The 21,654-nt window shown below is 66.2% G+C and carries 20 protein-coding genes and 3 tRNA genes; 17 read left to right on the top strand and 6 right to left on the bottom strand.

The genetic code is table 11. The features are described from left to right. Nucleotides 1-792: an alpha/beta hydrolase gene (locus tag ASG86_RS19760; protein ID WP_235565246.1), complete on the bottom strand. Its 792-nt coding sequence runs from the start codon at nucleotides 790-792 to the stop codon at nucleotides 1-3. A gap of 141 nt (nucleotides 793-933) precedes the next feature. Between ASG86_RS19760 and ASG86_RS19755 the strand changes: the two genes are divergently transcribed. Beyond that, nucleotides 934-2,373, top strand: coding sequence for a YibE/F family protein (locus ASG86_RS19755; protein ID WP_056338588.1), 1,440 nt, complete (start codon nucleotides 934-936; stop codon nucleotides 2,371-2,373). Nucleotides 2,374-2,404: 31 nt separating this feature from the next. Here ASG86_RS19755 and ASG86_RS19750 read toward each other — a convergent pair whose 3' ends face one another. Continuing rightward, a complete protein-coding gene (locus tag ASG86_RS19750) occupies nucleotides 2,405-3,625 on the bottom strand; it encodes a globin domain-containing protein (RefSeq protein ID WP_056338585.1) in 1,221 nt (406 codons plus the stop codon). 138 nt (nucleotides 3,626-3,763) lie between these two features. On the opposite strand from ASG86_RS19750, the gene dusB reads away from it, so the two are divergent. From dusB to ASG86_RS19725, 5 genes are all read left to right on the top strand, one after another. Beyond that, nucleotides 3,764-4,942, top strand: a complete 1,179-nt coding sequence (dusB, locus tag ASG86_RS19745) for a tRNA dihydrouridine synthase DusB (RefSeq protein WP_056338582.1) — start codon at nucleotides 3,764-3,766, stop codon at nucleotides 4,940-4,942. After that, a complete protein-coding gene (locus tag ASG86_RS19740; RefSeq protein WP_056338579.1) occupies nucleotides 4,926-6,239 on the top strand; it encodes a deoxyguanosinetriphosphate triphosphohydrolase in 1,314 nt (437 codons plus the stop codon). Before dusB ends, ASG86_RS19740 begins: the two co-directional genes overlap by 17 nt. Nucleotides 6,240-6,342: 103 nt before the next feature. Then, nucleotides 6,343-8,286, top strand: a complete 1,944-nt coding sequence (gene dnaG, locus ASG86_RS19735; RefSeq protein ID WP_056338576.1) for a DNA primase — start codon at nucleotides 6,343-6,345, stop codon at nucleotides 8,284-8,286. A 105-nt stretch (nucleotides 8,287-8,391) separates the two neighbouring features. Then, nucleotides 8,392-8,464: transfer RNA gene (locus ASG86_RS19730), tRNA-Asn, on the top strand. Nucleotides 8,465-8,587: 123 nt separating this feature from the next. Next, nucleotides 8,588-8,660, top strand: a tRNA-Asn gene (locus tag ASG86_RS19725). Nucleotides 8,661-8,749: 89 nt separating this feature from the next. Here ASG86_RS19725 and ASG86_RS19720 read toward each other — a convergent pair. From ASG86_RS19720 to ASG86_RS19710, 3 genes are all read right to left on the bottom strand, one after another. Continuing rightward, complete coding sequence (locus tag ASG86_RS19720; RefSeq protein WP_056338573.1) at nucleotides 8,750-9,157, bottom strand: hypothetical protein; 408 nt, start codon at nucleotides 9,155-9,157, stop codon at nucleotides 8,750-8,752. A gap of 64 nt (nucleotides 9,158-9,221) precedes the next feature. Next, nucleotides 9,222-9,431, bottom strand: a complete 210-nt coding sequence (locus tag ASG86_RS19715; RefSeq protein ID WP_056338570.1) for a hypothetical protein — start codon at nucleotides 9,429-9,431, stop codon at nucleotides 9,222-9,224. Nucleotides 9,432-9,458: 27 nt separating this feature from the next. After that, nucleotides 9,459-10,682 (bottom strand): multidrug effflux MFS transporter, encoded by a 1,224-nt coding sequence (locus tag ASG86_RS19710; RefSeq protein ID WP_056338567.1) that lies wholly within the window; start codon nucleotides 10,680-10,682, stop codon nucleotides 9,459-9,461. A 180-nt stretch (nucleotides 10,683-10,862) separates the two neighbouring features. Here ASG86_RS19710 and ASG86_RS19705 point away from each other — a divergent pair, with 180 nt between their 5' ends. The 6 genes from ASG86_RS19705 (at nucleotide 10,863) to ASG86_RS19680 (ending at nucleotide 16,116) form a co-directional block, all read left to right on the top strand. Further along, nucleotides 10,863-11,714: a phage holin family protein gene (locus tag ASG86_RS19705; protein ID WP_056338564.1), complete on the top strand. Its 852-nt coding sequence runs from the start codon at nucleotides 10,863-10,865 to the stop codon at nucleotides 11,712-11,714. Between the two features lie 79 nt (nucleotides 11,715-11,793). After that, nucleotides 11,794-12,417 (top strand): CDP-alcohol phosphatidyltransferase family protein, encoded by a 624-nt coding sequence (locus ASG86_RS19700; protein ID WP_056338561.1) that lies wholly within the window; start codon nucleotides 11,794-11,796, stop codon nucleotides 12,415-12,417. Next, complete coding sequence (locus tag ASG86_RS19695) at nucleotides 12,417-13,325, top strand: DMT family transporter (RefSeq protein WP_056338557.1); 909 nt, start codon at nucleotides 12,417-12,419, stop codon at nucleotides 13,323-13,325. The genes ASG86_RS19700 and ASG86_RS19695 overlap by 1 nt, the downstream gene beginning before the upstream one ends. A 110-nt stretch (nucleotides 13,326-13,435) precedes the next feature. Then, a complete protein-coding gene (locus tag ASG86_RS19690; protein ID WP_056338554.1) occupies nucleotides 13,436-14,632 on the top strand; it encodes a glycosyltransferase in 1,197 nt (398 codons plus the stop codon). Nucleotides 14,633-14,706: 74 nt separating this feature from the next. Beyond that, a tRNA-Ile gene (locus ASG86_RS19685) sits at nucleotides 14,707-14,780 on the top strand. Nucleotides 14,781-14,925: 145 nt separating this feature from the next. Continuing rightward, nucleotides 14,926-16,116 (top strand): acyl-CoA dehydrogenase family protein, encoded by a 1,191-nt coding sequence (locus ASG86_RS19680; RefSeq protein WP_056338551.1) that lies wholly within the window; start codon nucleotides 14,926-14,928, stop codon nucleotides 16,114-16,116. A 119-nt stretch (nucleotides 16,117-16,235) separates the two neighbouring features. Here ASG86_RS19680 and ASG86_RS19675 read toward each other — a convergent pair whose 3' ends face one another. After that, on the bottom strand, nucleotides 16,236-16,832 hold the full coding sequence (locus ASG86_RS19675) for a M23 family metallopeptidase (protein ID WP_056338547.1): 597 nt from the start codon (nucleotides 16,830-16,832) through the stop codon (nucleotides 16,236-16,238). A gap of 458 nt (nucleotides 16,833-17,290) precedes the next feature. On the opposite strand from ASG86_RS19675, the gene rpsB reads away from it, so the two are divergent. From rpsB to ASG86_RS19650, 5 genes are all read left to right on the top strand, one after another. Continuing rightward, the gene (gene rpsB, locus ASG86_RS19670; protein WP_018771651.1) at nucleotides 17,291-18,148 is read left to right on the top strand and encodes a 30S ribosomal protein S2; all 858 of its coding nucleotides are present in this window, start codon (nucleotides 17,291-17,293) and stop codon (nucleotides 18,146-18,148) included. A gap of 127 nt (nucleotides 18,149-18,275) precedes the next feature. Continuing rightward, nucleotides 18,276-19,112, top strand: coding sequence for a translation elongation factor Ts (gene tsf, locus ASG86_RS19665; RefSeq protein ID WP_056338545.1), 837 nt, complete (start codon nucleotides 18,276-18,278; stop codon nucleotides 19,110-19,112). A 134-nt stretch (nucleotides 19,113-19,246) separates the two neighbouring features. After that, nucleotides 19,247-19,984 carry a UMP kinase gene (pyrH, locus tag ASG86_RS19660; RefSeq protein ID WP_018771653.1) on the top strand — a complete coding sequence of 246 codons (738 nt, stop codon included), beginning with the start codon at nucleotides 19,247-19,249 and terminating at the stop codon, nucleotides 19,982-19,984. Nucleotides 19,985-20,113: 129 nt separating this feature from the next. Beyond that, the gene (gene frr / locus ASG86_RS19655; RefSeq protein WP_056338542.1) at nucleotides 20,114-20,671 is read left to right on the top strand and encodes a ribosome recycling factor; all 558 of its coding nucleotides are present in this window, start codon (nucleotides 20,114-20,116) and stop codon (nucleotides 20,669-20,671) included. Beyond that, a complete protein-coding gene (locus ASG86_RS19650; protein ID WP_056338538.1) occupies nucleotides 20,671-21,591 on the top strand; it encodes a phosphatidate cytidylyltransferase in 921 nt (306 codons plus the stop codon). The genes frr and ASG86_RS19650 overlap by 1 nt, the downstream gene beginning before the upstream one ends. Nucleotides 21,592-21,654 lie beyond the last annotated feature (63 nt).

Raw genomic sequence — 21,654 nt, 5'->3', positions numbered from 1 at the left:
CTAAAGGGTGACCTGGACAGATGAGTCCGGCAGCAGCCGCGAGAAGGCCGGCGACGGCCGGACCGGGGCGCCCGTGCTCTCCGCGAAGGACTTGATGACGAAGCCGGTGGCGAGGGTTTGCCACACGCGGACCTTGCGGAGCATGAAGTGCCCCACGCCCTTGAGTGCCACGTACTGCATGCTCGCCGCATCGGCAGAGGCCCGGCGGGCGAAGGCAAGGGACTGCGAGGGGCTGGTCATGTGGTCCGTGGTGCCGTGGATGATCAGGACTTTCCGTCCGGCGACGGCGGTGGCGGGAGTTGCCGGGCTCAGCCACGGAGCAAGCGCCACCACGGCCTCCACCTGCGCGTGGTCAGCTGCGCACACGGCTGTCAGGCCGCCCATGGAGTGGCCCAGCAGGAAGACCGGAACGTCGGGGTGGCGTTCGGCGATCTGCCGCAGCGCCCAGCGGGCGTCCTGCAGCGGTGACATGTCTGGGCCGTTCCAGCCCCGGACGCTGTTGCGCAGGGACCAGACGGCCAGTCCGTGCTTCCGGCCGGCGCGGTGCAGGTGCCTGGCGAAGGGAATCATCCGGGCCGGGCTGAGATGCCGGGCCTCCACCGGATCCCGGCTGTGGGCCTTGCCGCCGTGCAGCACCAGGACCACGCCCCGGGCGTCACCTGCTGCTTCGAGGACACTCAGGACAGGCTGGTGGGCGGGTGCCGCCGCCACCTGGCCCGACTGCACTCCGCCGTCGGCCGCCCCCCGAATTCCTGACCCGCTGCCGGTTTCGCGCGTATCACGGTTGTCCATGCCTGGTTCCTCCCCATCCCGATGGTCCATTTATAAACCCTATGGCGGCCCACGTAGAGTTCAACGTATGAGGTTGTACTGCTGATGGGCGCCGGTCACTCCCACGCTTCCTTGGATCATTCGGAGCCGACGCCCCAGGCGATGGCTGCCCGCAGCAAGGCGAACCGCATCCTGGCCGCGGTGCTCATTCCGCTGGCGCTGCTGACCCTGGCCGGGATGGCCGCGCTGTGGCCGTCCGGCAGCCTGGAAGGTGTCTCGCTGGCCAACCCCTATTCCACGGCCCCCGGTGTCACTTTCGATACAGGCACCATCCAGAGCGTGGTGACCGAGAACTGCACCCAGGGCCTCAGCCAGCAGGGAACAGGCCAACAGGGCACCGGCCAACAAGGCAGCAACCAGCAGGGTTCCATGCAGCAGCCGCCGGGCCAGGGCTCGGACTGCACCTTCGCCTTCACCGAGCCGGACAAGGGTGGAAGTCCGGTGAAGGTGGTCATCAACCCCGATGTGGCCTCCTCCCATGGCGTTAAGCCTGGTGACCAGATCCGCTACCTGAATCTGTCCAACGCCCCGGGCGCCACGGGGTCGCAGGGATCCCCGGCCTACATCTTCGTGGACTTCGTCCGGACGCTGCCGATTGTCCTGCTTGCCGTGCTCTACGCGGCGGTGGTCATCGCCGTGGCCAGGTGGCGGGGGCTGAGGGCACTGATCGGACTGGTAGGCGCCTACTTCGTGCTCGCCAACTTCCTGCTTCCGGGCCTGGTGGAGGGCAAGCCGCCGCTGTTGCTGGCCCTGGTGGGTTCCACCGTGATCATGATCGGGGTGCTGTACTTCGCCCACGGATTCTCCGCGCGCACCTCCACGGCCCTCCTGGGCACCATCTTCGGCCTCGCCATCACCGCCCTGCTGGCTGCCTGGGCCACCGACGCCGCCAACCTCGCCGGCGTGGGCAGCCACGACGCCGCCACCCTGGTGAACACCTCGGCAAACATCTCCATCTCCGGCGTGATCCTCTGCGGACTCATCATCTCCGGCCTGGGTGTCCTCAACGATGTCACCATCACCCAGTCCTCGGCGGTGTGGGAACTCTACGAGCTGGCACCGGGCAGCAGCGCCCGGAAACTGTTCACCTCGGCCATGCGGATCGGCCGCGACCACATCGCCTCCACGGTGTACACCATCGCCTTCGCTTACGCCGGCGCCGCACTGCCCATCCTGATCATCGTCATGCTCTACGACCGGCCGCTGATGGACACCCTCACCAGCGCCGAACTCTCCGAAGAGGTCATCCGGACCCTGGTGGGTTCGATCGGGCTGGTCCTGGCCATCCCGGTCACCACCCTGATCGCCGTGCTCGTGGTCAAGGCCACCGGCGTCAGGACACCAGACGCCGTGCCAGTGACCGGTGCGGTGCGGGACGGAAAGACGGGTACAAAGCACGACGACGGGCACGTCCATACGGACGACGTCACGGACACGGGGGCGCTCGCCGCCGCCGCGCTTGAGGAGCGAACCCGGCGCACCGCCATCGAACCCATGAATGAACCAGCCACCCGGCGCGGCCGGCGCGCCGACCGCAGCTGAAAACCGTCTCTGTAAACCTGTCCAGCTGCTGCTACTGGTAGTCGGCCAGCCAAAGATCCGGACCGAAGACTTCGTACTGGATGTCCTTGGGGCGGACGCCTGCGCCCACCAGGGCGGTCCGGACGGCCTGCATGAAGGGCACCGGGCCGCAGAGGTAATACTCGGCGTCGGATGGCAGCTGGACATCCCGGATATTCATGAAACCTGAGCGCACGGTGCCGCCGGCGTCCGAGGTGGAGGATTGGGCGCCGTCCGGATCGAGGAACCACGTATTGAGGGACGCATCCGGCAGTGCGGCAAGGTCCGCCGTCACCTGGTTCCGCAGCGCGAAGGAGGCAGGAGAGTCGTCCGCGTGCAGGAACATGACCTTCCGCTGCGAACCGGCCTTCACCAGGTGGGACAGCATCCCTGCCATGGGCGTGATCCCGATGCCCGCGCTTGCCAGCACCACGGGCCGGTCCGTGTATTCGAGCACAACGTCGCCGAAGGGCGCCGACAGGGTGACTTCATCGCCCACGTCGACCTGGTCGTGGAGGAGGTTGGACATCTCACCATCAGGCTTTCCTTCCGTGCGCACGCGCTTGACGGCGAACCGCCGGTGCTGCCCGTCGTCGGCCTGGGTGAGGCTGTACTGGCGCGGCTGCAGGACGCCGTCGGGCATCTGCATCCGGAGCGTGACGTACTGTCCGGGGAGGGAGGGCTTGACCTCCCGCTCGTCCATCCGCTCCACCACGAAACTGGCAACATCACCGGTTTCCTGGATCTTCTCGGCCACCCGCCACGTGCGCCACACGGTTTCCGGGCTCAGCCGGACGGCGTCGTAGAGGCCACGTTCCTTGTTGATGAGCATGTTGGCCATGAGCCAGTAAACCTCGTCCCACGCAGCGGCCACTTCCGGGGTCACTGCATCGCCAAGGACATCCACGATGGCCCACATCAGGTTGTCGTGCACCACCTGGTACTGCTCGGGGCTCAGGCCCAGCGACACGTGCTTGTGCGCAATGCGGGACAGCAGGTGGTCCGGCAGGTGCGTGGGGTCGTTGACCAGGAAGCCGGCAAACGCGGCGATTGACCCGGCCAGCGCCTGCTGCTGCCGGCCGTCGGCCTGGTTTCCGCGGTTGAAGAGGCCGTTGAGCAGTTCGGGGTGTTCCTCGAACATGTGGCCATAGAAGCGGGACGCGATCTCCTGGATGTTTTCGCCGACCACGGGAAGGGTCGCCTGGATCACGGGGTATGCGGTATCTGACAGCACGGTGATCTCTCCTCTAAGGCAGGGCCCCCTGGCAAGGCCCGGTTCCACGAAACGCTAACAGCCTGCAGGAGACCTTCGACAGGCCCTTCGGCACTGGTGCCAAACCACCGATTTGCCCGGCTTTGCAACAATGGACAGGTGACTGTTGCAGCAACTCCTCCCGCCCCCAAGCTGGAACTCCCGCCCCTGAAGCTGGGACCCATCACGGTTGACACCCCGGTGATCCTGGCCCCGATGGCCGGCATCACCAACTCCGCCTTCCGCAGGCTCTGCCGTGAGTACGGCGGCGGCATGTACGTGGCGGAGATGGTCACCTCCCGTGCGCTGGTGGAGCGGACCCCCGAATCCCTTCGCATCATTTCGCATGACGACGACGAGAAGGTCCGCTCCGTCCAGCTGTACGGCGTGGATCCCGGTACGGTCGGCGCCGCCGTCAGGATGCTTGTGGAGGAGGACCGGGCGGACCACATCGACCTCAACTTCGGCTGCCCCGTTCCCAAGGTGACCCGGCGCGGCGGCGGCTCCGCCCTGCCCTGGAAGATCGACCTCTTCACCTCAATCGTGCAGACCGCCGTCACGGAAGCCTCCAAGGGCAACATTCCGCTGACCATCAAGATGCGCAAAGGCATCGACGATGACCACCTGACGTACCTCGACGCAGGCCGCATTGCCCGCGATGCCGGCGTGGCCGCCGTCGCGCTCCACGGCCGCACCGCCGCCCAGTTCTACTCCGGCAAAGCGGACTGGTCCGCCATTGCCCGGCTCCGTGAGGCGCTCCCTGATATCCCGGTCCTGGGAAACGGCGACATCTGGTCCGCCGAGGACGCCGTCCGGATGGTCCGGGAAACCGGCGTGGACGGCGTGGTGGTTGGCCGCGGCTGCCAGGGCCGGCCCTGGCTCTTCGGCGACCTGCAGGCCGCCTTCGAAGGCAGCGACGTCCGCCACCGGCCCAACCTGCGGCAGGTGGCAGAGGGCGTCTACCGCCACGCCGAACTGATGGTGGAAACCTTCGGTGACGAAGGCAAGGCGCTGCGTGAGATCCGCAAGCACATCGCCTGGTACTTCAAGGGCTATGTGGTGGGCGGGGAACTGCGCACCCGGCTTGCCCTGGTCACCAGCCTGGAGGTGCTCCGGGACACCCTGGCCGAGCTGGACCTGGATTCGCCCTACCCCGGGGTGGACGCCGAGGGCCCGCGCGGCCGCGCCGGCTCGCCCAAGAGGCCTGCCCTGCCCAAGGACTGGCTGGACTCCCGTGCACTGAACGATGACCAGTCCCGGGACATCGCAGCCGCCGAACTGGATGTTTCCGGTGGCTGAAACACCGACGGCAGGAACTCCCACCGCTGCCTTGGCGCTGCCCGGCTACGATCTGCACGATTCCGCCCGCTGGGTGGAGGAGCCGCCCAAGACCACCTACCGGTCGGACTTCGAGCGGGACCGGGCCCGGGTGCTCCATTCGTCGGCCCTGCGGCGGCTGGGTGCCAAGACCCAGGTGGTGGCCCCGGACACTGACGACTTCGTCCGCACCCGCCTCACGCATAGCCTGGAAGTGGCCCAGGTGGGCCGCGAACTGGGCCGGGCCCTGGGCTGCGATCCCGACGTGGTGGACACCGCCTGCCTCAGCCACGACCTGGGCCACCCGCCCTTCGGCCACAACGGCGAATCAGCGCTGAACGAGGTGGCCCATGCCATCGGCGGCTTCGAGGGCAACGCCCAGACCCTCCGCCTGCTCACCCGCCTCGAACCCAAGGTGCTCACCGGTGACGGCCGGCCCGCCGGACTGAACCTGACCCGCGCAAGCCTTGACGCGGCGTCGAAATACCCGTGGTCCGCCCTGGAAGCGCCGGTGATCCACGGCCAGCGGACCAGCAAGTTCGGCGCGTACGAGGACGACCTGCCCATCTTCAACTGGCTCCGGGAGGGTGCGCCGGAGCGCCGCACCTGCCTGGAAGCCCAGGTGATGGACCTGGCGGATGACATCTCCTACTCCGTGCACGACGTCGAGGACGCGATCGTTGCCGGCCACTTCCAGCTGCGCTGGATGGACAACCCGGACCACCGCGCCCGCGTGGTGGGCTACGCCAAGCAGTGGTACCTGCCGCACAACGACCCCGCCGCCATCGACGCAGCGCTGGCCCGGCTCGAGGCCACGGACGTGTGGGTGCGCGAGGCGGACGGCAGCCGCAAGTCCATGGCGGCCCTGAAGAACATGACCAGCCAGCTGATCGGCAGGTTCTGCCAGAGCGCCCTGGAAACCACCCGGGCCGTCTACGGGCCGGAGAACCTCACGCGCTACAACGCCGAACTCATGGTTCCGGACGAGACCGTCATGGAAATCGCCGTGATGAAGGGCCTTGCCACCACCTTCGTGATGACCACCGAACACCGGCAGCCCATCTACGAGCGCCAGCGGGAAGTGCTCCACGCCCTGGTGACCGCCCTCAGCGCCACGGGGGACCGGCACCTGGAACCGATGTTCGCGGCGGACTGGCGGGCGGCGGACGACGACGGCGCCCGCCTTCGCGTGGTCATCGACCAGGTGGCGTCCCTCACCGACGGTTCCGCCCTGGCCATGTACGAGCGCCTGGTGGGGAGCCTGCCCTCGCTGTGGTGAGGAACGCTGTGGTGAGGAACGCCGTGGTGAGGAACGCCGCAAGGTGCCAGCCGGCGTCGAACCGTGGGCCACGAAGGTCAGTGCCCGGGACTAGGATTGCTCTGTGCCTGGGCTGATCAAACGTGAAGATATCGACGAAGTACGCCAGCGCACGGACATCAAGGAAGTGGTGGACGGCTACGTCACGCTCAAGGGTGCCGGGCTGGGAACCTTCAAGGGTCTGTGCCCCTTCCACGACGAGCGCTCGCCGTCCTTTACCGTCCGTCCCCAGGTGGGCCGCTACCACTGCTTCGGTTGCGGGGAGGACGGCGACGTCATCGCCTTCGTCCAAAAGCAGGACCACAGTTCCTTCCAGGAAGCGGTGGAAAAGCTCGCCGCCCGCATCGGCTACGAGCTCCGCTACGAGGACGGCGGAACCGGGCCCAACCGCGAGGAAGTGGGCCGCCGCCAGCGGCTGCTGGACGCGCACAAGATCGCGGACGAGTTCTTCCGCGCCCAGCTGCTTACCCCCGGTGCCGCCGAGGCCAGGAACTTCCTGTTTGGCCGGGGCTTCGACAGGGCGGCGGCGGAACACTTCGGCTGCGGGTATGCGCCCCAGGGGTGGGACGCCCTCCTGAAGCACCTTCGGGGCCGCGGTTTCACCGATGCCGAGCTCAAGCTCACCGGCATGTTCAGCGAAGGCAACCGGGGGATCTACGACCGTTTCCGGGGCCGCCTCATCTGGCCCATCAAGGACATCGCCGGCGACACCATCGGCTTTGGCGCGCGCAAGCTCTACGAGGACGACCAGGGCCCCAAGTACCTCAACACCCCGGAAACCACCCTCTACAAGAAGTCGCAGGTCCTGTACGGCATCGACCTCGCCAAGCGCAGCATCGCCAAGGACCGCCAGCTGGTGGTGGTGGAGGGCTACACCGACGTCATGGCCTGCCACCTTGCGGGCATCACGACGGCGGTGGCCACCTGCGGCACCGCGTTCGGCACCGAACACATCAAGATCGCCCGCCGGCTGTTATCCGACGACGGCACCGGGGGAGAAGTGGTGTTCACCTTCGACGGCGACGCCGCCGGCCAGAAAGCGGCCCTCCGTGCCTTCGAGGAGGACCAGCGGTTCACCGCGCAGACCTACGTGGCCGTGGAACCCACCGGCGCCGATCCCTGCGACCTCCGCCTCAGCCGCGGGGATGAAGCCGTGCACGCCCTGATCCAGTCCCGCCGTCCGCTGTTCGAGTTCGCCATCCGCACCACACTCAAGCAGTTCAACCTGGACACCGTGGAAGGCCGCGTCCAGGGCCTGAAGGCTTCCGTGCCAGTGGTGGCGGCCATCCGCGACGCCTCCACCCGGACCGGCTACTGCCAGGCGCTGACCGGCTGGCTGGGCATGCCCGACCCCAATGAGGTCCTGCGCATGGTCACCGCGGCGGTCAAGCGCGGCGAAACGGGACGTCCCGCCGCGGCGGGCCAACAGCAAGGGGGATTCCCAAACCCATCCACGGCGCACCCCGGCGCCTCCCAGGCCGGCGGCCCCGGCGTAGCTGCCGGACCGGCGTCGGGCGCTGTGCCCTCCTACCACCGCCCCGACCCGCGCGACCCTGTGGCCTCGATGGAACGGCAGGCCCTGGAAGTGGCGCTCCAGCAGCCCGCACTGCTGGCAGGCGGGTTCTGGGACCGCTTCGCCGCCGCCGGGTTTGCCACCCCGGCCTTCCAGGCCGTCCATGACGCCATGCGGGCTACCGGGCCCGGACTTGTGGGGGATCCCGTGCGCTGGGTGGAACAGGTCATGCACGAGGTCCCGGAGCCGCTCCGGCCCCTGGTCTCGGAGCTTTCCGTGGTGCCGCTGCCCGCGCACACGGAGGAGGCGGTGCTGAAGTACTGCCGGGACATCCTGTCCAGGCTGTTCGAACTCCAGATCACCCGCGTCAAAGCGGACAAGATGGGCCAGCTGCAGCGCCTCGACGCCACAGCGGACCCGGAAACCTACCAGCGGCTCAACCGCGAACTGATGATGCTGGAAATGGAACGCCGGGCACTGCGGGCGGAGTCGTAGGTCGCGCCTGCCTCCGAAGGGTGTGGCGGCCGGGCGTGGGGCAGATCACTGCCGGCTCGATTTCGTTTCCGCCGCAGGTGTTTGCTAGGCTAATACCCGCTTCATTCCTCCTTAGCTCAATTGGCAGAGCATTCGACTGTTAATCGAAGGGTTGCTGGTTCAAGTCCAGCAGGAGGAGCTTCCAATCCCCGTTCCGGCCTCCGGAACGGGGATTTGCGTATTCCGGAAGGGCGGTTCGGGCTGTCAAAACCGCCGATTTCCCTTGGGCCGGAATCCTTTGCTAATGTCATACCTGCTTCATTCCTCCTTAGCTCAATTGGCAGAGCATTCGACTGTTAATCGAAGGGTTGCTGGTTCAAGTCCAGCAGGAGGAGCGCTACGAAAAATCCCCGTTCCTCCATCTGGAGGAACGGGGATTTTTGCTTTTCGCGGGGCGGGAAGCGGAGTCGGCGGGGAAGCCGGTCTAGACGAAGTCCATCTCCACTTGCAGGAACCTTTCGGCCTCGGCGATCGCTGCCTCGAAGGCCTCCTTCTCGGTGGGCGACTTCCGGGGTTCACGCGGGCTCCATTCATGCGGCGCGGAGTGGATCCGCACAAAGCCTGCGTCCGGCGGGGCGTAGAAGATCCCGAAGCGCTGCACAGGCCATTCCGGCGAGGTCTCCGGCGCTACCAGCAGGGCTGCATTGAAGGCGGGGTTGAACCATTGGGCAATGGGCCTGCGCCGGTCTTCGGTGAACAGCCCGGCCGCGTACAGCGCCGCCGACTGCTGTCCGGCCTGCGCGCACAGCCGCTCCCACCACAGTGGCAGGATCCGGGCGTCGCACCGTTGCCAGGTGGCCGGAAGTGGCGGTTGGTTCTGCCAGTTGGGCACGGGATTATTTTATCCCCGCAGGCAGCCGCAGGGCAGGGAAAGCCGCCCCGGCGAGGCAAAACAATCAGCGGCGCTTCCGGGGCCCGCCGTTCCCCGGTCCGGGCCTCCTTGGGCCGGGATTCACCCTGTACAGGAGGGCGGCGCCCGCCAGCAGCCCCAGGACGATGCCCATGGCGGGGTTGCCCAGGGCGCGCCCGGCAAAATAGCCGACGACGGCGCCAAGCACCGCCCCGAGGAAAAGTCCCCTTCCGTTGCGGTGCGGTTTGCGGCTCATGGGCTGCCTTCCAAGGAAAGTCCGGCTTCAGTGGATTGACGGAACCGTGCGCGGCCGCACCACCAGCCACAGCGCGGCAATGGCCAGCAGGATGCATGCTGCCTGCACGGAACCCATCGGCGCGGCGCTGGTAATGCCCACCCAGCCCACCACGGGGGAGATGAGCCCGGCCATCAGGAACGTGGCGGCACCCAGCAGCGATGCCGCCGTGCCGGCCTGTGCTGCATGGCCTGCCAGCGCCAGCACCTGCACGCAAGGGAACATGAAGCCCGTACCCATGATGTAAAACCACAGCGGGACCATGACGCCCCACAGCCCCAGGCCCCCGCGGTCGAACACCACGATCAGCAGGGCCATCAGGAACATCCAGGCGGTGGCGCCTGCCAGGATCCACTGCGGCGGCACGATCCTGATCAGCCGCGCACTGGTCTGCACGCCGGCCACGATGCCCAGGGAATTGATGCCGAACAGCAGGCCGTACTGCTGGGCCGAGAATCCAAACACGTCCTGGAAAAGGAAGGGCGAGGCGGAGAGGTAGGTGAAGAGGCCGCCGAAATTGAAGCCGGCCACCATCAGCAGCCCCACGAAGATCCGGTCGCTGAAGAGGGCCTTGTAGCGCTGCCGCGCCGTCATGCCGCTCTGGCCCCGCTTCTCCGGCGGAAGGGTCTCGCGCACCAGCAGCAGCGCCGCCACGATCACCAACGTCCCGTAGGCGGCCAGGAACACGAAGATGCCCGGCCACGGCATCACCAGGAGCAGCTGCGAACCGATGACGGGGGCCAGGATCGGTGCCAGCCCGTTGACCAGGGACATGCGGGAGAACATCCGCACCATGGCATAACCGGAGAACAGGTCGCGCACCATGGCCATGGCCACCACGCCGCCGCCGGCCGCGCCCACTCCCATCAGCACACGGAAGATTCCCAGGGTGGTGATGTCCGTGGACAGGGCGGCGCCAAGGGACGCGGCGATGTGCAGTGCCGTGGCCAGGATCAGCGGGGTCCGCCGCCCGAACCTGTCGCTGAAGGGACCCACCACCAGCTGCCCGAACGCAAAACCGACCGTGGTGCCGGCCAGGGTGAGCTGTACCTGTGCCTCGGTCACCCCCAGGCTTGCCTCCAGTGCGGGAAAGGCAGGCAGGTACAGGTCGATGGTGAACGGGCCGAGGGCCGTGAGGGCGCCCAGGAGGAGGATGTACAGGAGCTTCCGGCGGCGGCTCAGCAGGTCGCCCGGATTGGGGGGATTGGTCACGGAGAACAATCCTAGGCCCGGCCAGGACTGTTTTTGCAGCGTTGTAGGCCGCGCCGTCCGGCAAGCCCCCAAGTTCGCCCTGAACCTGAATGGTAGTTTTGGTGGCGTGGACTGTGCGGCTGCACATTTCCGCAGTAAACGGAAGCAGTATCGACCCATGAGACCAGTAAGGCGGAACCGATGAGCGGACGTCACAGCGGGCGCACCAGCCCGGGATTGCGTATCACTGCGCTGCCCGGGACGGCAAGGCTCCTTTTCCGGTTGGCACCCCGCCAGCTCAATGACGAGATCGCGTTCGCCAAGATCGAACTCAAGCGCAAGGGAATCCAGGTAGGCGTGGCCGCGGCATTCTTCGCCGTGGCGCTGCTCTTCCTTGCGTTCCTGGTGGTGGGCCTGATCGTCGCAGCCATCATGGGACTGGCCACGATCATGCCTGCCTGGCTGGCGGCCCTCCTGGTATCCGCCGCTTTCCTGCTGATAGCCCTTATCGGCGGACTGGTTGGGCTCGCCCGGTTCAAGAAGGCCATGCCGCTGATGCCGGAGGAAACCATCCGCGGCATCAGGCACGACATCGGCGTTGCCCGGGAAGGGTCCGCCTTCAACCCGGCTGTCCTGGACCCGCAGAGCCCCGAGGCGAAGGCTGCGAAGGCCGCCAAGGCCGAAGCAGCGGCCAAGGCCAAGGCGGAGAAGGCAGCGAAGGCTGCCGAGCACGACAAGGAATTCCCGCACGCCTCCGAGCCCGAGCTGGTGCACCGGCTGAGCCAGCGGCGCCACCACCTGACCGAGGTCCGCGACGAACTCGGCACGGAGCTGGACCTCAAGACCCAGGCCCGTTACGTGCTGGCCGCCGCACAGGTCAAAGCCCGCGAGACCCAGGTGCTGGCGCAGCGCGGCGTGGATGCGGCGGGGCAAAGGCTTGCAGCGTTCTCGGGATCCACCGACCTGTCCAGGCGGTGGAAGCCGCTGACGGCTTTCGTGGCGGCTGGAACCGTCCTGGTGGTCCTCCTCCGAAAGCTGCTCCGCTCCAGCTAGTCCAGTTCAATACACAGCGTTCCAATGGGCGACTCATAACCGAAAGACCGCGAGCCGGCGCAGGAAGGAGAGGGGACGGGTGAAGTTTATTGGTGCAGGTGCCCGCCCCGGCCGTCCGCAGGTGGACCACGACGTCGTCTTCACCATCCCCAACCTGCTCACCGTCGTGCGGTTCATGGGTGTCCCGCTCTTCATGTGGCTCGTCCTGGTCCAGAAGGAGTATGGGGCGGGCGTAATAGTTCTGGCCGTCATGGCCGGTACGGACTGGATCGATGGCTACATCGCCCGCCGGTTCGACCAAGCCTCAAAACTCGGCAGGGTCCTTGACCCGATCGCCGACCGGCTGGCGCTGCTGGCCGTAGCCTTCACCCTGGTGATTGCCGGCGTCGTGCATTGGCTGTACCTGGCCGCCCTGGTGGTCCCCGACGCCGTCCTGCTGGTCCTCACGCTTTCCTTCTTCCGCGGGCATCCGGATCTTCCGGTCAGCGTGGTGGGCAAGGTCCGGACCGGGCTGCTCCTCCTGGGCACTCCGCTGCTGGTCCTCTCCCGCCTGGACACCGGCTATGCCGGCCAACTCTTCGTCGCCGCCTGGGTGGTGCTGGGGCTGGGCCTCGTTGGTCACTGGGTCGCCGCCTACAACTACTTCTGGGCCATCCTGCGAAAGGGCAGGGAACTGAAACAGCACGACGGCGGGAAGGGCTGATGGTTTGGGTTGCCGTCGGCCTGGCGGTGCTTGGCGCCTTCTGCCTGGCCCTGGGTGCCCAGCGCCAGGGCAGTGCCGTCAAAGCCGACACCGGAGGCCTTGCCCTGAGTTCCAACGGATTCCTGCGCCTCCTGCGCAATCCCCGGTGGATGTTCGGGCTCCTGCTGCTGTGCGTCGGGATGGCCATGAACGCCGTGGCCCTGGTCTCCGCCCCGCTCACGGTGGTCCAGCCCATCGGCGCCATCGCCCTGGTGATCACCACGGTGGTCAACGCCCGGGACCAGGACCTGACCATCAACCGCGCCACCGCGGTGTCCATCGGCGCCTGCGTCACCGGCTCGGCACTCTTTGTCCTCCTCGCGGTCAACGTCACCCAGGAGAGCCACCATGTCAGCTTGGCGGACGAGTTGACCATCGTGCTGCTGCTCGCCTTGGCGGTTGGCCTGTTCGGCACGCTGGCAGTGATGTTCAAGCACCGCATGAATGCGTTCGTCTACATCCTCGGCGCCGGCATCCTGTTCGGCTTCGTCGCGGTGCTCACCAGGATTATCGGCAAGCACCTCCTGGACCCCAACGGCCTGTTCCTGCTGAACGTGCAGTGGTACTCAGTGGTGGCCATCATCGCCGCCGGCGGCCTGGGGTCCTGGTTCGTCCAAAGCGCCTACTCCACCGGCCCTCCGGACCTGGTGATTGCCGGACTCACGGTCATCGATCCCATGGTGGGCATTGCCATCGGCATCATCATCCTGGGTGAACTGCGCCCCGATGTCCCTGCCGTCATGGCCATTGCGATGGGAACGGCGGCCTGCCTTGCTATCGTTGGGGTTATCGCCCTTTCCCGGCACCACCCGGAGGTCATCAAGCGCAAGAAGGACGCGCGGAAGGCCGCCGGCAGGCCGTCCCACTAGCCCATTTCCCGCACAGACCAGCTATCCCGCGAAGCCCGGCGCCTGCGCCAGCGGCCAACCGTGCTGCCAGTTCCACGCTGTCCGCACCGTGACCATCAGGAGTACTCCACATGACCACGCCAGCCGACCAGCATCCCCTGACCATCCTGATCGCGGCGGACACCTACCCGCCGGACGTCAACGGCGCCGCCCAGTTCGGATACCGCCTGGCCAAGGGAATGACCGCCCGCGGGCACAACGTCCATGTCCTGGCGTCCCGCGACAGCAAGGGGAAGAGCTTCACCGAGTTCCGCGAGGAAGCAACCGTGCACCGGCTCCGCTCGCACAAGGCGTTCACCCATGAGACCTTCCGTCTATGCTTCCCCTGGGAAATCAAGAAAGAAATCACCCTGCTCTTCGAGCGCGTGAAGCCGGACGTGGTGCACATCCAAAGCCATTACATGATCGGCGAGCACGTACTCTACGAAGCTGTGAAACGTGGCATCCGGGTGGTGGCCACCAACCACTTCATGCCCGAAAACCTCAACCCCTTCCTGCCGTTCCCGCAGTGGTTCAAGGACATCATCGGGCGTGTTTCCTGGAAGGACATGGGCAAGGTCATGGGCCAGGCCGATGTCGTCACCACGCCCACGCCGCTGGCCGCCAAGGCGATGCACGAGCACGCCTTCCTGCGCAAAGTCCTGCCGCTGTCCAACGGCATCGACTCCACAGCCTACGAACTCCAGCCCGGCGAGCACATCGAGCCGCATGAAAACCCCACTGTGCTGTTCGCCGGACGCCTGGCCGAGGAAAAGCATGTTGACGTACTCATCAAGGCCATCAGCAAGACACCGCCGGAATTGAACGTGCACCTGGAGATCGTGGGCGGCGGCGAAGTGCGCACCGGCCTGGAGGACCTGGTGCGCCGGCTTGGGCTGGGAAGCCGCGTGAAGTTCCTTGGCCTTGCCAGTGACGAGGAACTGCGGAGGGCCTACATCCGGGCGGACCTGTTCTGCATGCCCGGAACGGCCGAACTTCAGTCGCTGGTGACGCTCGAAGCCATGTCCGCCTCCACCCCGGTGGTCCTTGCCGACGCCATGGCCCTGCCGCACCTGGTGCGCGACGGCGGGAACGGCTACCTGTTCACGCCCAACGACAGCGACGACCTTGCCAAGAAGATCACCCAGGTCCTGGAACTGCCCAAGGAGCAACAGCGGGCCATGGGCCGGGCCAGCCGCCAGATGGTGGAGCCGCACAGCATCCAGGGGACACTCCAGACCTTCGAGGACCTGTACCGCGGCGCCACCTATGAGGACAAAGTGGTCTGAACCCTTTCCCGGGTTTGCTAGAGTGTTTCTGCCCTGCCGGAGCGTGCCTGTTTGGCCACGTGCCCACGGGGTTTGGGGCTATAGCTCAGCTGGTTAGAGCGCGGGACTCATAATCCTAAGGTCCTCGGTTCAAGTCCGAGTAGCCCTACCGCCAATCCGGAACCGCGGCCAACAATCTTTCGTTGGCCGCGGTTTTCTTGGTTAACCCCGCCCCCTGCGGTATGTTACTGGTCAGTAACATACCGTGCTCCGCTCCGCGGCATGGTCAGCGCTGATCATCAAAGAAGGTACCCATGGCCACCTCCGCAGCCGGTCCCCACGAACTTCCCTACGCCGACGGGGACTTCTTCGCCTTCGAGCAGCTCCTCTCCGGGAAGGAACAGGACCGGCTCGCTGAAGTCCGCGACTTCCTGGCGCGCGAGGTCAAGCCCATCGCGGTGGACTGCTGGAACCGCGGCGAGTTCCCCGCGGACCTGGTGCCGAAGCTTGCCGGCCTGGACCTCGCCAGCCCGGTCCGCCGCCAGGGGTACTCCAACCTCTTCGCGGGCATGCTGCATGCCGAGCTCACGCGTGCCGATGCCTCCATCGCCACCTTCCTGGGCGTACACGACGGCCTGTTCACCGGATCCATCGAGTTGCTGGCCTCCCAGGAGCAGAAGGACGAATGGCTTCCCGACATCTACTCGCTGAAGAAGATCGGTGCCTTCGGCCTGACTGAACCGCTGGGTGGCAGCGACGTTGCCGGCGGAACGCGCACCACGGCGCGGAAAGACGGCGGCAACTGGATCCTCAACGGCGCAAAACGGTGGATCGGCAACGCCACCTTCTCGGACTGGGTGGTGGTGTATGCCCGGGACCTGGCCGACAACCAGGTCAAGGGCTTCATGGTGGACACCACGCTCGAGGGGTTCAGCGCCACAAAGATCGAGAACAAGATCTCGCTGCGCACCGTCCAGAATGCCGACATTGTCCTGACGGACGTGGTGGTGCCGGAGCGCTTCAAGCTTGCCAACGCCAACAGCTTCCGCGACGTCAACAAAGTCCTCAAGGTAACCCGGCTGGCTGTCGCCTGGCAGGCCGTCGGGCTTCAGCTTGCCGCGTTCGACGTTGCCCGCCGCTATGCCGTGGAGCGCCACCAGTTCGGCCGGCCCCTGGCCTCCTTCCAGCTCATCCAGGACCAGCTGGTCCGCATCCTGGGAAACACCGTCAGCTCGATGGGAATGATGGTCCGGCTGTCCCAGCTGGAGGACGAGGGTGCGGCCAAAGACGAGCAGTCCGCGCTTGCCAAGGCCTACGCCACGGCGCGCATGCGGGACAGCGTGGCGCTGGGCCGCAACATCCTTGGCGGCAACGGAATCGTGACAAACTTCGAGATGGCCAAGATCTTCGCCGACGCCGAAGCCATCTACTCATACGAGGGCACGGCCGAAATCAACACCCTGGTGACAGGCCGGGCCATCACGGGCATCTCCGCCATCATCTAGCTGACAGCGTCCAACGTCCAACGTCCAGCTGCCACCGACCGCCGCGGGGCTGCGGCAGGCCCGCATGCAGCGCGCTGGGACCATGTCGCGGTGGACCGGTTATGTCCGCTGCCCATCGCCTACGGCGGGCCGGGCAGCGGAAGCAGGACGGATGGGCGAAGGTCCAGGACAAACTGAAGAGGATTGACGTATTCCTCTCCGTCCCGGACTCCCCAGTGCAGGCACTGTGCTGCCGGGCAGTGTCCCGGCAGCACGGTCCCGACCACCTGGCCTGCAGCAACAGCTTCGCCCACCGCTAAGGTGCTGTCCACAGGTTCGAAGCTGCTGCGCAGCCCGCCGCCATGGTCGATGGTGATCACGGGCCTGTCCACCACGACACCCGCGAAACTCACCGTTCCCGCCGCGGGTGACATCACGGGGGTTCCGGCTGTGCCAAGGCCCAGATCTACGCCGCGGTGCCCGCTGAGCCACGGCTTTGGCGGCGGATCGAATCCGCGCAGCACCGGCGGGCGCGGCGCCAGTGGCCACTGCCAGGAAGTCGCTGCACCCGCTGCGGCAGCCGTCGTCGCACTGTTTCTCTGAGGGACGGCCTTGTGCGTGATGGCGCTCTTTGTGATGGCGCTATTGGTGGCTGCGCTGTGCGGGAGGGCCGGCCCGGCGGAGGCAACGGATGCCGGCAGCAGCAGGAGTGCGGCCAGGAGAACTGGTGGTTTCATGTCGTCAGCCTGCCGGGCTGGGTACGGTACCGGCAGGGCCGGTTGCGCCTATGTGGACAACCGTGAAGGGCCGGCCCGCGGCCGCAGCAGTGTCCGGCGGGCGGGGACGCCTGTAGTACACTTGATGGAGCAGTTTGCTGCGCCCTCAACGTTTCCCGTCCCAGTGGTTTGCCCCCGCGGCAGATGCCCCTGTCCGGATTGCGTCGGCACATCTCATTCAGGAGTGTGGGGGAGCAGCGGCTGACTACGCGCATCCAGCCCTCCGGCAGGCGACGCCCCGGCGCCGTCCATGGAGGATCGCGCTTCCTTCGGTCAGGCTTCGATCCTGATGGGAAGTGCGGTGGATGCCAGGAGCACGGCCCGTCCGGGCCACGCTGATCAACCGTCAACTATTGGCAGGGTAAGAAGCCTCCGGGTTTTCTCATGAATGACCTGCCGGAAAAATAAGGAGCGCCGGAATGCCCGTCGTAACCATGCGCCAGCTGCTTGACAGCGGCGTCCACTTTGGACACCAGACCCGCCGTTGGAACCCGAAGATGAAGCGCTTCATCTTCACCGAGCGCAACGGCATCTACATCATCGACCTTCAGCAGTCGCTGTCCTACATCGACCGTGCCTACGAGTTCGTCAAGGCCACTGTTGCCCACGGCGGCACCGTGCTCTTCGTCGGCACCAAGAAGCAGGCCCAGGAAGCAATTGCCGAGCAGGCAACCCGCGTGGGCCAGCCCTACGTCAACCAGCGTTGGCTCGGCGGTATGCTGACCAACTTCCAGACGGTCGCCAAGCGCATCCAGCGCATGAAGGAACTCGAAGAGATCGACTTCGACGACGTCGCCGGCTCCGCCTACACCAAGAAGGAGCTCCTGCTCCTCAAGCGCGAGCTCACCAAGCTGGAGTCCAACCTCGGCGGTATCCGCAACCTGACCAAGGCTCCGTCCCTGCTCTGGGTCGTTGACACCAAGAAGGAACACCTCGCCGTTGACGAGGCCAAGAAGCTGAACATCCCGGTTGTGGCCATCCTGGACACCAACTGCGATCCGGACGAAGTTGACTTCCCGATCCCGGGCAACGACGACGCCATCCGCTCCGTGAACCTCCTGACCCGCGTTGTCGCCGACGCCGTTGCCGAGGGCCTGATCGCCCGCAACAACCGCGGCACGGGCGCCACCGAAGCTCCGGAAGAGCCGCTGGCTGAGTGGGAGCGCGAGCTCCTCGAAGGCAGCAAGGCCGAGGAAGCTGCTGCAGCCCCCGCTGCTCCAGCTGAAGAAGCCGAAGCTCCGGCCGCCGCCGAGGCTCCCGCCGAAGACGCCAAGTAACACACTTCAATCCGGATTTTCCGCGCTGTCAGCAGCCGGAACTGCTGACAGGATGGCAGCCCACGCCGTGGGCCGCCATCCTGTCGGTCCGTACACCACCACACATTTTCTAGACAGAGGGGTTCACATGGCGAACTACACTGCCGCGGACATCAAGGCCCTGCGCGAGCGCACCGGCGCCGGCATGATGGATGTCAAGAAGGCTCTTGACGAAGCCAACGGTGACGCCGAGAAGGCCATCGAGATCATCCGCATCAAGGGCCTCAAGGGCGCTACCAAGCGTGAAGGCCGTTCCACCGCTGAAGGCCTTGTGGCCGCCAAGGTCAGCAACGGCGTCGGCGTCATGATCGAGGTCAACTGCGAGACCGACTTCGTTGCCAAGGCTGACAAGTTCATCCAGCTGGCCGACAAGGTCCTGGCCGTTGCCGTCGAGTCCGGCGCTGCCGACCTCGAAACCCTGCTCGCCACCGACGTCGACGGCAAGCCGCTGTCCGAGGTCGTCATCGAAGAGGGCGCCGTCCTGGGCGAGAAGGTTGTTGTCCGCCGCATCTCCCGCATCGAGGGCGCAACGGTCGACGCTTACCTGCACAAGACCTCCAAGGACCTCCCGGCCCAGGTTGGCGTGCTGTTCGCTGTCGACGGTGAAGGCGAAGCCGCTGCCACCGCCGCCCACGACGTCGCCGTCCACATCGCCGCCATGGCTCCGAACTACCTCACCCGTGAGGACGTTCCCGCTGAGCTCGTCGAGTCCGAGCGCCGCATCGCGGAAGAGACCGCCAAGGCCGAAGGCAAGCCCGAAGCTGCCCTCACCAAGATTGTGGAAGGCCGCGTGACGGGCTTCTACAAGGGCGAGGTCCTGGTTGACCAGGCATTCGCAAAGGACGCCAAGAAGTCCGTGGCACAGGTCCTCGAAGAGGCCGGTGTCAAGGGAACCGCGTTCACGCGTTTCCGCGTCGGCTCCTAGTCGATTCTGCAAGGGGGTGGCCACTTCGGTGGCCGCCCCTTTTGCATGCGCACACTCCACATGGAGCGCGGCCGGTTCCGACCAACGGATCCGGCAGGATACCCTTTTTTCAGAGTCACCAACCGGAAGGCATCATGGAAGCCGTCAACACTGTCATCCATTCCGAGAAGAACAAGCGGCGGGTCCTCCTGAAGCTCTCCGGCGAGGTCTTCGGCGGCGGGAAACTGGGTGTCGACCCCGAGACCGTCCGCGACGTCGCCAAGCAGATCGCCGCGGCCGTCCCGCAGGTGGAAGTGGCCATCGTGGTGGGCGGCGGAAACTTCTTCCGCGGCGCTGAACTCTCCCAGAGCGGCATGGACCGCTCCCGCGCCGACTACATGGGCATGCTGGGAACGGTGATGAACTGCCTGGCACTGCAGGACTTCCTGGAGCAGGCAGGCGTGGAAACCCGCGTCCAAAGCGCCATCACCATGGGACAGGTGGCCGAGGCCTACATCCCGCGCCGCGCCATCCGCCACATGGAAAAGGGCCGCGTGGTCATTTTCGGCGCCGGTGCGGGGCTGCCCTACTTCTCCACCGACACCGTGGCAGCCCAGCGGGCCCTTGAAGTCCACGCCGACGTGGTCCTCATGGCCAAGAGCGGGGTGGACGCCGTCTACACCGCAGACCCCAAGAAGGACCCCACCGCGGAACGCCTGGAAACCCTTAGCTACGACGACGCACTGCGCCGCGACATCCGCGTCATGGACCAGACGGCCATGACCATGTGCAAGGACAACAACCTTTCCATGGTGGTCTTCGGCATGGAGGGTGAAGGCAACGTTACCCGCGCCATCCTCGGCGAAAAGCTGGGCACGCTGGTCACTGCCTAGCTGCGGCTAGGATGAATCCAGGACAGTTCCGTTCCCGCCGTTCCCGGCGGGAACGGAAACGGCAACAAAGAACCACGTGAGTGCAGGGAACCGGCGCCCCGGACTGCACCAGAACCGTCAGGAGAGACCGTGATCGAAGAAACCTTGCTCGAGGCCGAAGAAAAGATGGACAAGGCGGTTGAGGTAGCCAAGGAAGACTTCGCTTCCATCCGTACCGGCCGCGCCAATCCCGGTCTGTACAACAAGGTCCTGGTGGACTACTACGGCTCACCCACCCCGCTGCAGCAGCTCGCGTCCTTCGCCATCCCGGACGCCCGGACCATCCTGATCACCCCGTTCGACAAAACCGCCATGCGCGACATCGAACGCGCGCTGAGCGACTCCGAGGTTGGCGCCAACCCGTCCAACGACGGCAACGTCATCCGGATCACCATTCCGGAACTGACCAAGGAACGCCGCAAGGAATACGTCAAGATCGTCAAGACCAAGGGCGAAGACGCCAAGATCTCCATCCGCAACATCCGCCGCAAGGCCAAGGAAGCCCTGGACCGCCTGGTCAAGGACGGCGAGGCCGGCGAGGACGAAGGCACCCGCGCCGAGAAGGAACTGGACAGCCTCACCAAGGCCCACGTGGACGGCATCGACGAGCTGCTCAAGCGCAAGGAAGCAGAGCTGCTCGAAGTCTGATGGGCCAGGCAGATCAGGCCCCTGCACCAAGGGCGCGCACACGGGGGAAGCAGCCCAGGAGCAACCCGACGCCAAAGGCAGGGCGGAACCTGCCGGCCGCCGTCGTGGTGGGCCTGGCCATGCTGCTGGCCGTCCTGGGCGGGCTGCTGTTCCTCCCGCTGGCTTTCGTGGCAATCGTGACGGCCTTCGCCGTTTTCGGCGTGTGGGAGATCTACCGGGCGCTGGAGCACAACGGAACCAGGATGCCCATCGTGCCGGTCATGACCGGCACCGTGGCCATGCCGTTCGCCGCCTACTTCGGCGGCATCGAGAGCCAGCTCTTTGCGCTGCTGCTCAGCGCCGTGGCGGTCCTGCTGTGGCGATCGATCGAAAGTGCGGCGGGCTCGGCCAACAGCATCTTCGCCGGCGTCTTCACTTTGGGCTGGGTACCGTTCTTCATCAGCTTTGCCGCACTGCCGCTGCATGCCGCCGGCACTACGCCGCTGGGGCTTTGGCCCGGCGGCGTTGCCCCGATCGGGGCATGGGAGATTGCCGTCATGCTGCTGCTGGTGGTGTCCAACGACACCTTCGGCTACCTGGTGGGCGCTTCCATTGGCAAGCACCCCATGGCGCCGAAGATCAGCCCCAAGAAGTCCTGGGAAGGTTTCGCGGGGTCCGCAGGAGGTGCCATGCTGATCGGCGTCCTGGCAGCCCTCTTCGTGCTGGACAAGCCCTGGTGGGTAGGCGTGGTGCTGGCACTGGGCACCGTAGCGGCAGCCACGGCGGGGGACCTCGGCGAATCCATGGTCAAGCGTGAACTGGGCGTCAAGGACATGAGCAGCATCCTGCCGGGACACGGGGGAGTCATGGACAGGCTGGACTCGATCGTCTTCGCCTCGCCGGTGGCCTTCATCCTGTACGGGCTCGTGGCCGGCGCATAACCTTATCCGGCCCGGCGCAGGCGGGCATCCGACACAAAAGGGCCCGGGCGGCCGGACCAGCCC

It is taken from the genome of Arthrobacter sp. Soil764 (genome assembly GCF_001428075.1).
Lineage (GTDB): Bacteria > Actinomycetota > Actinomycetes > Actinomycetales > Micrococcaceae > Arthrobacter.
This window is presented reverse-complemented; position numbering and strand designations above follow the sequence as displayed.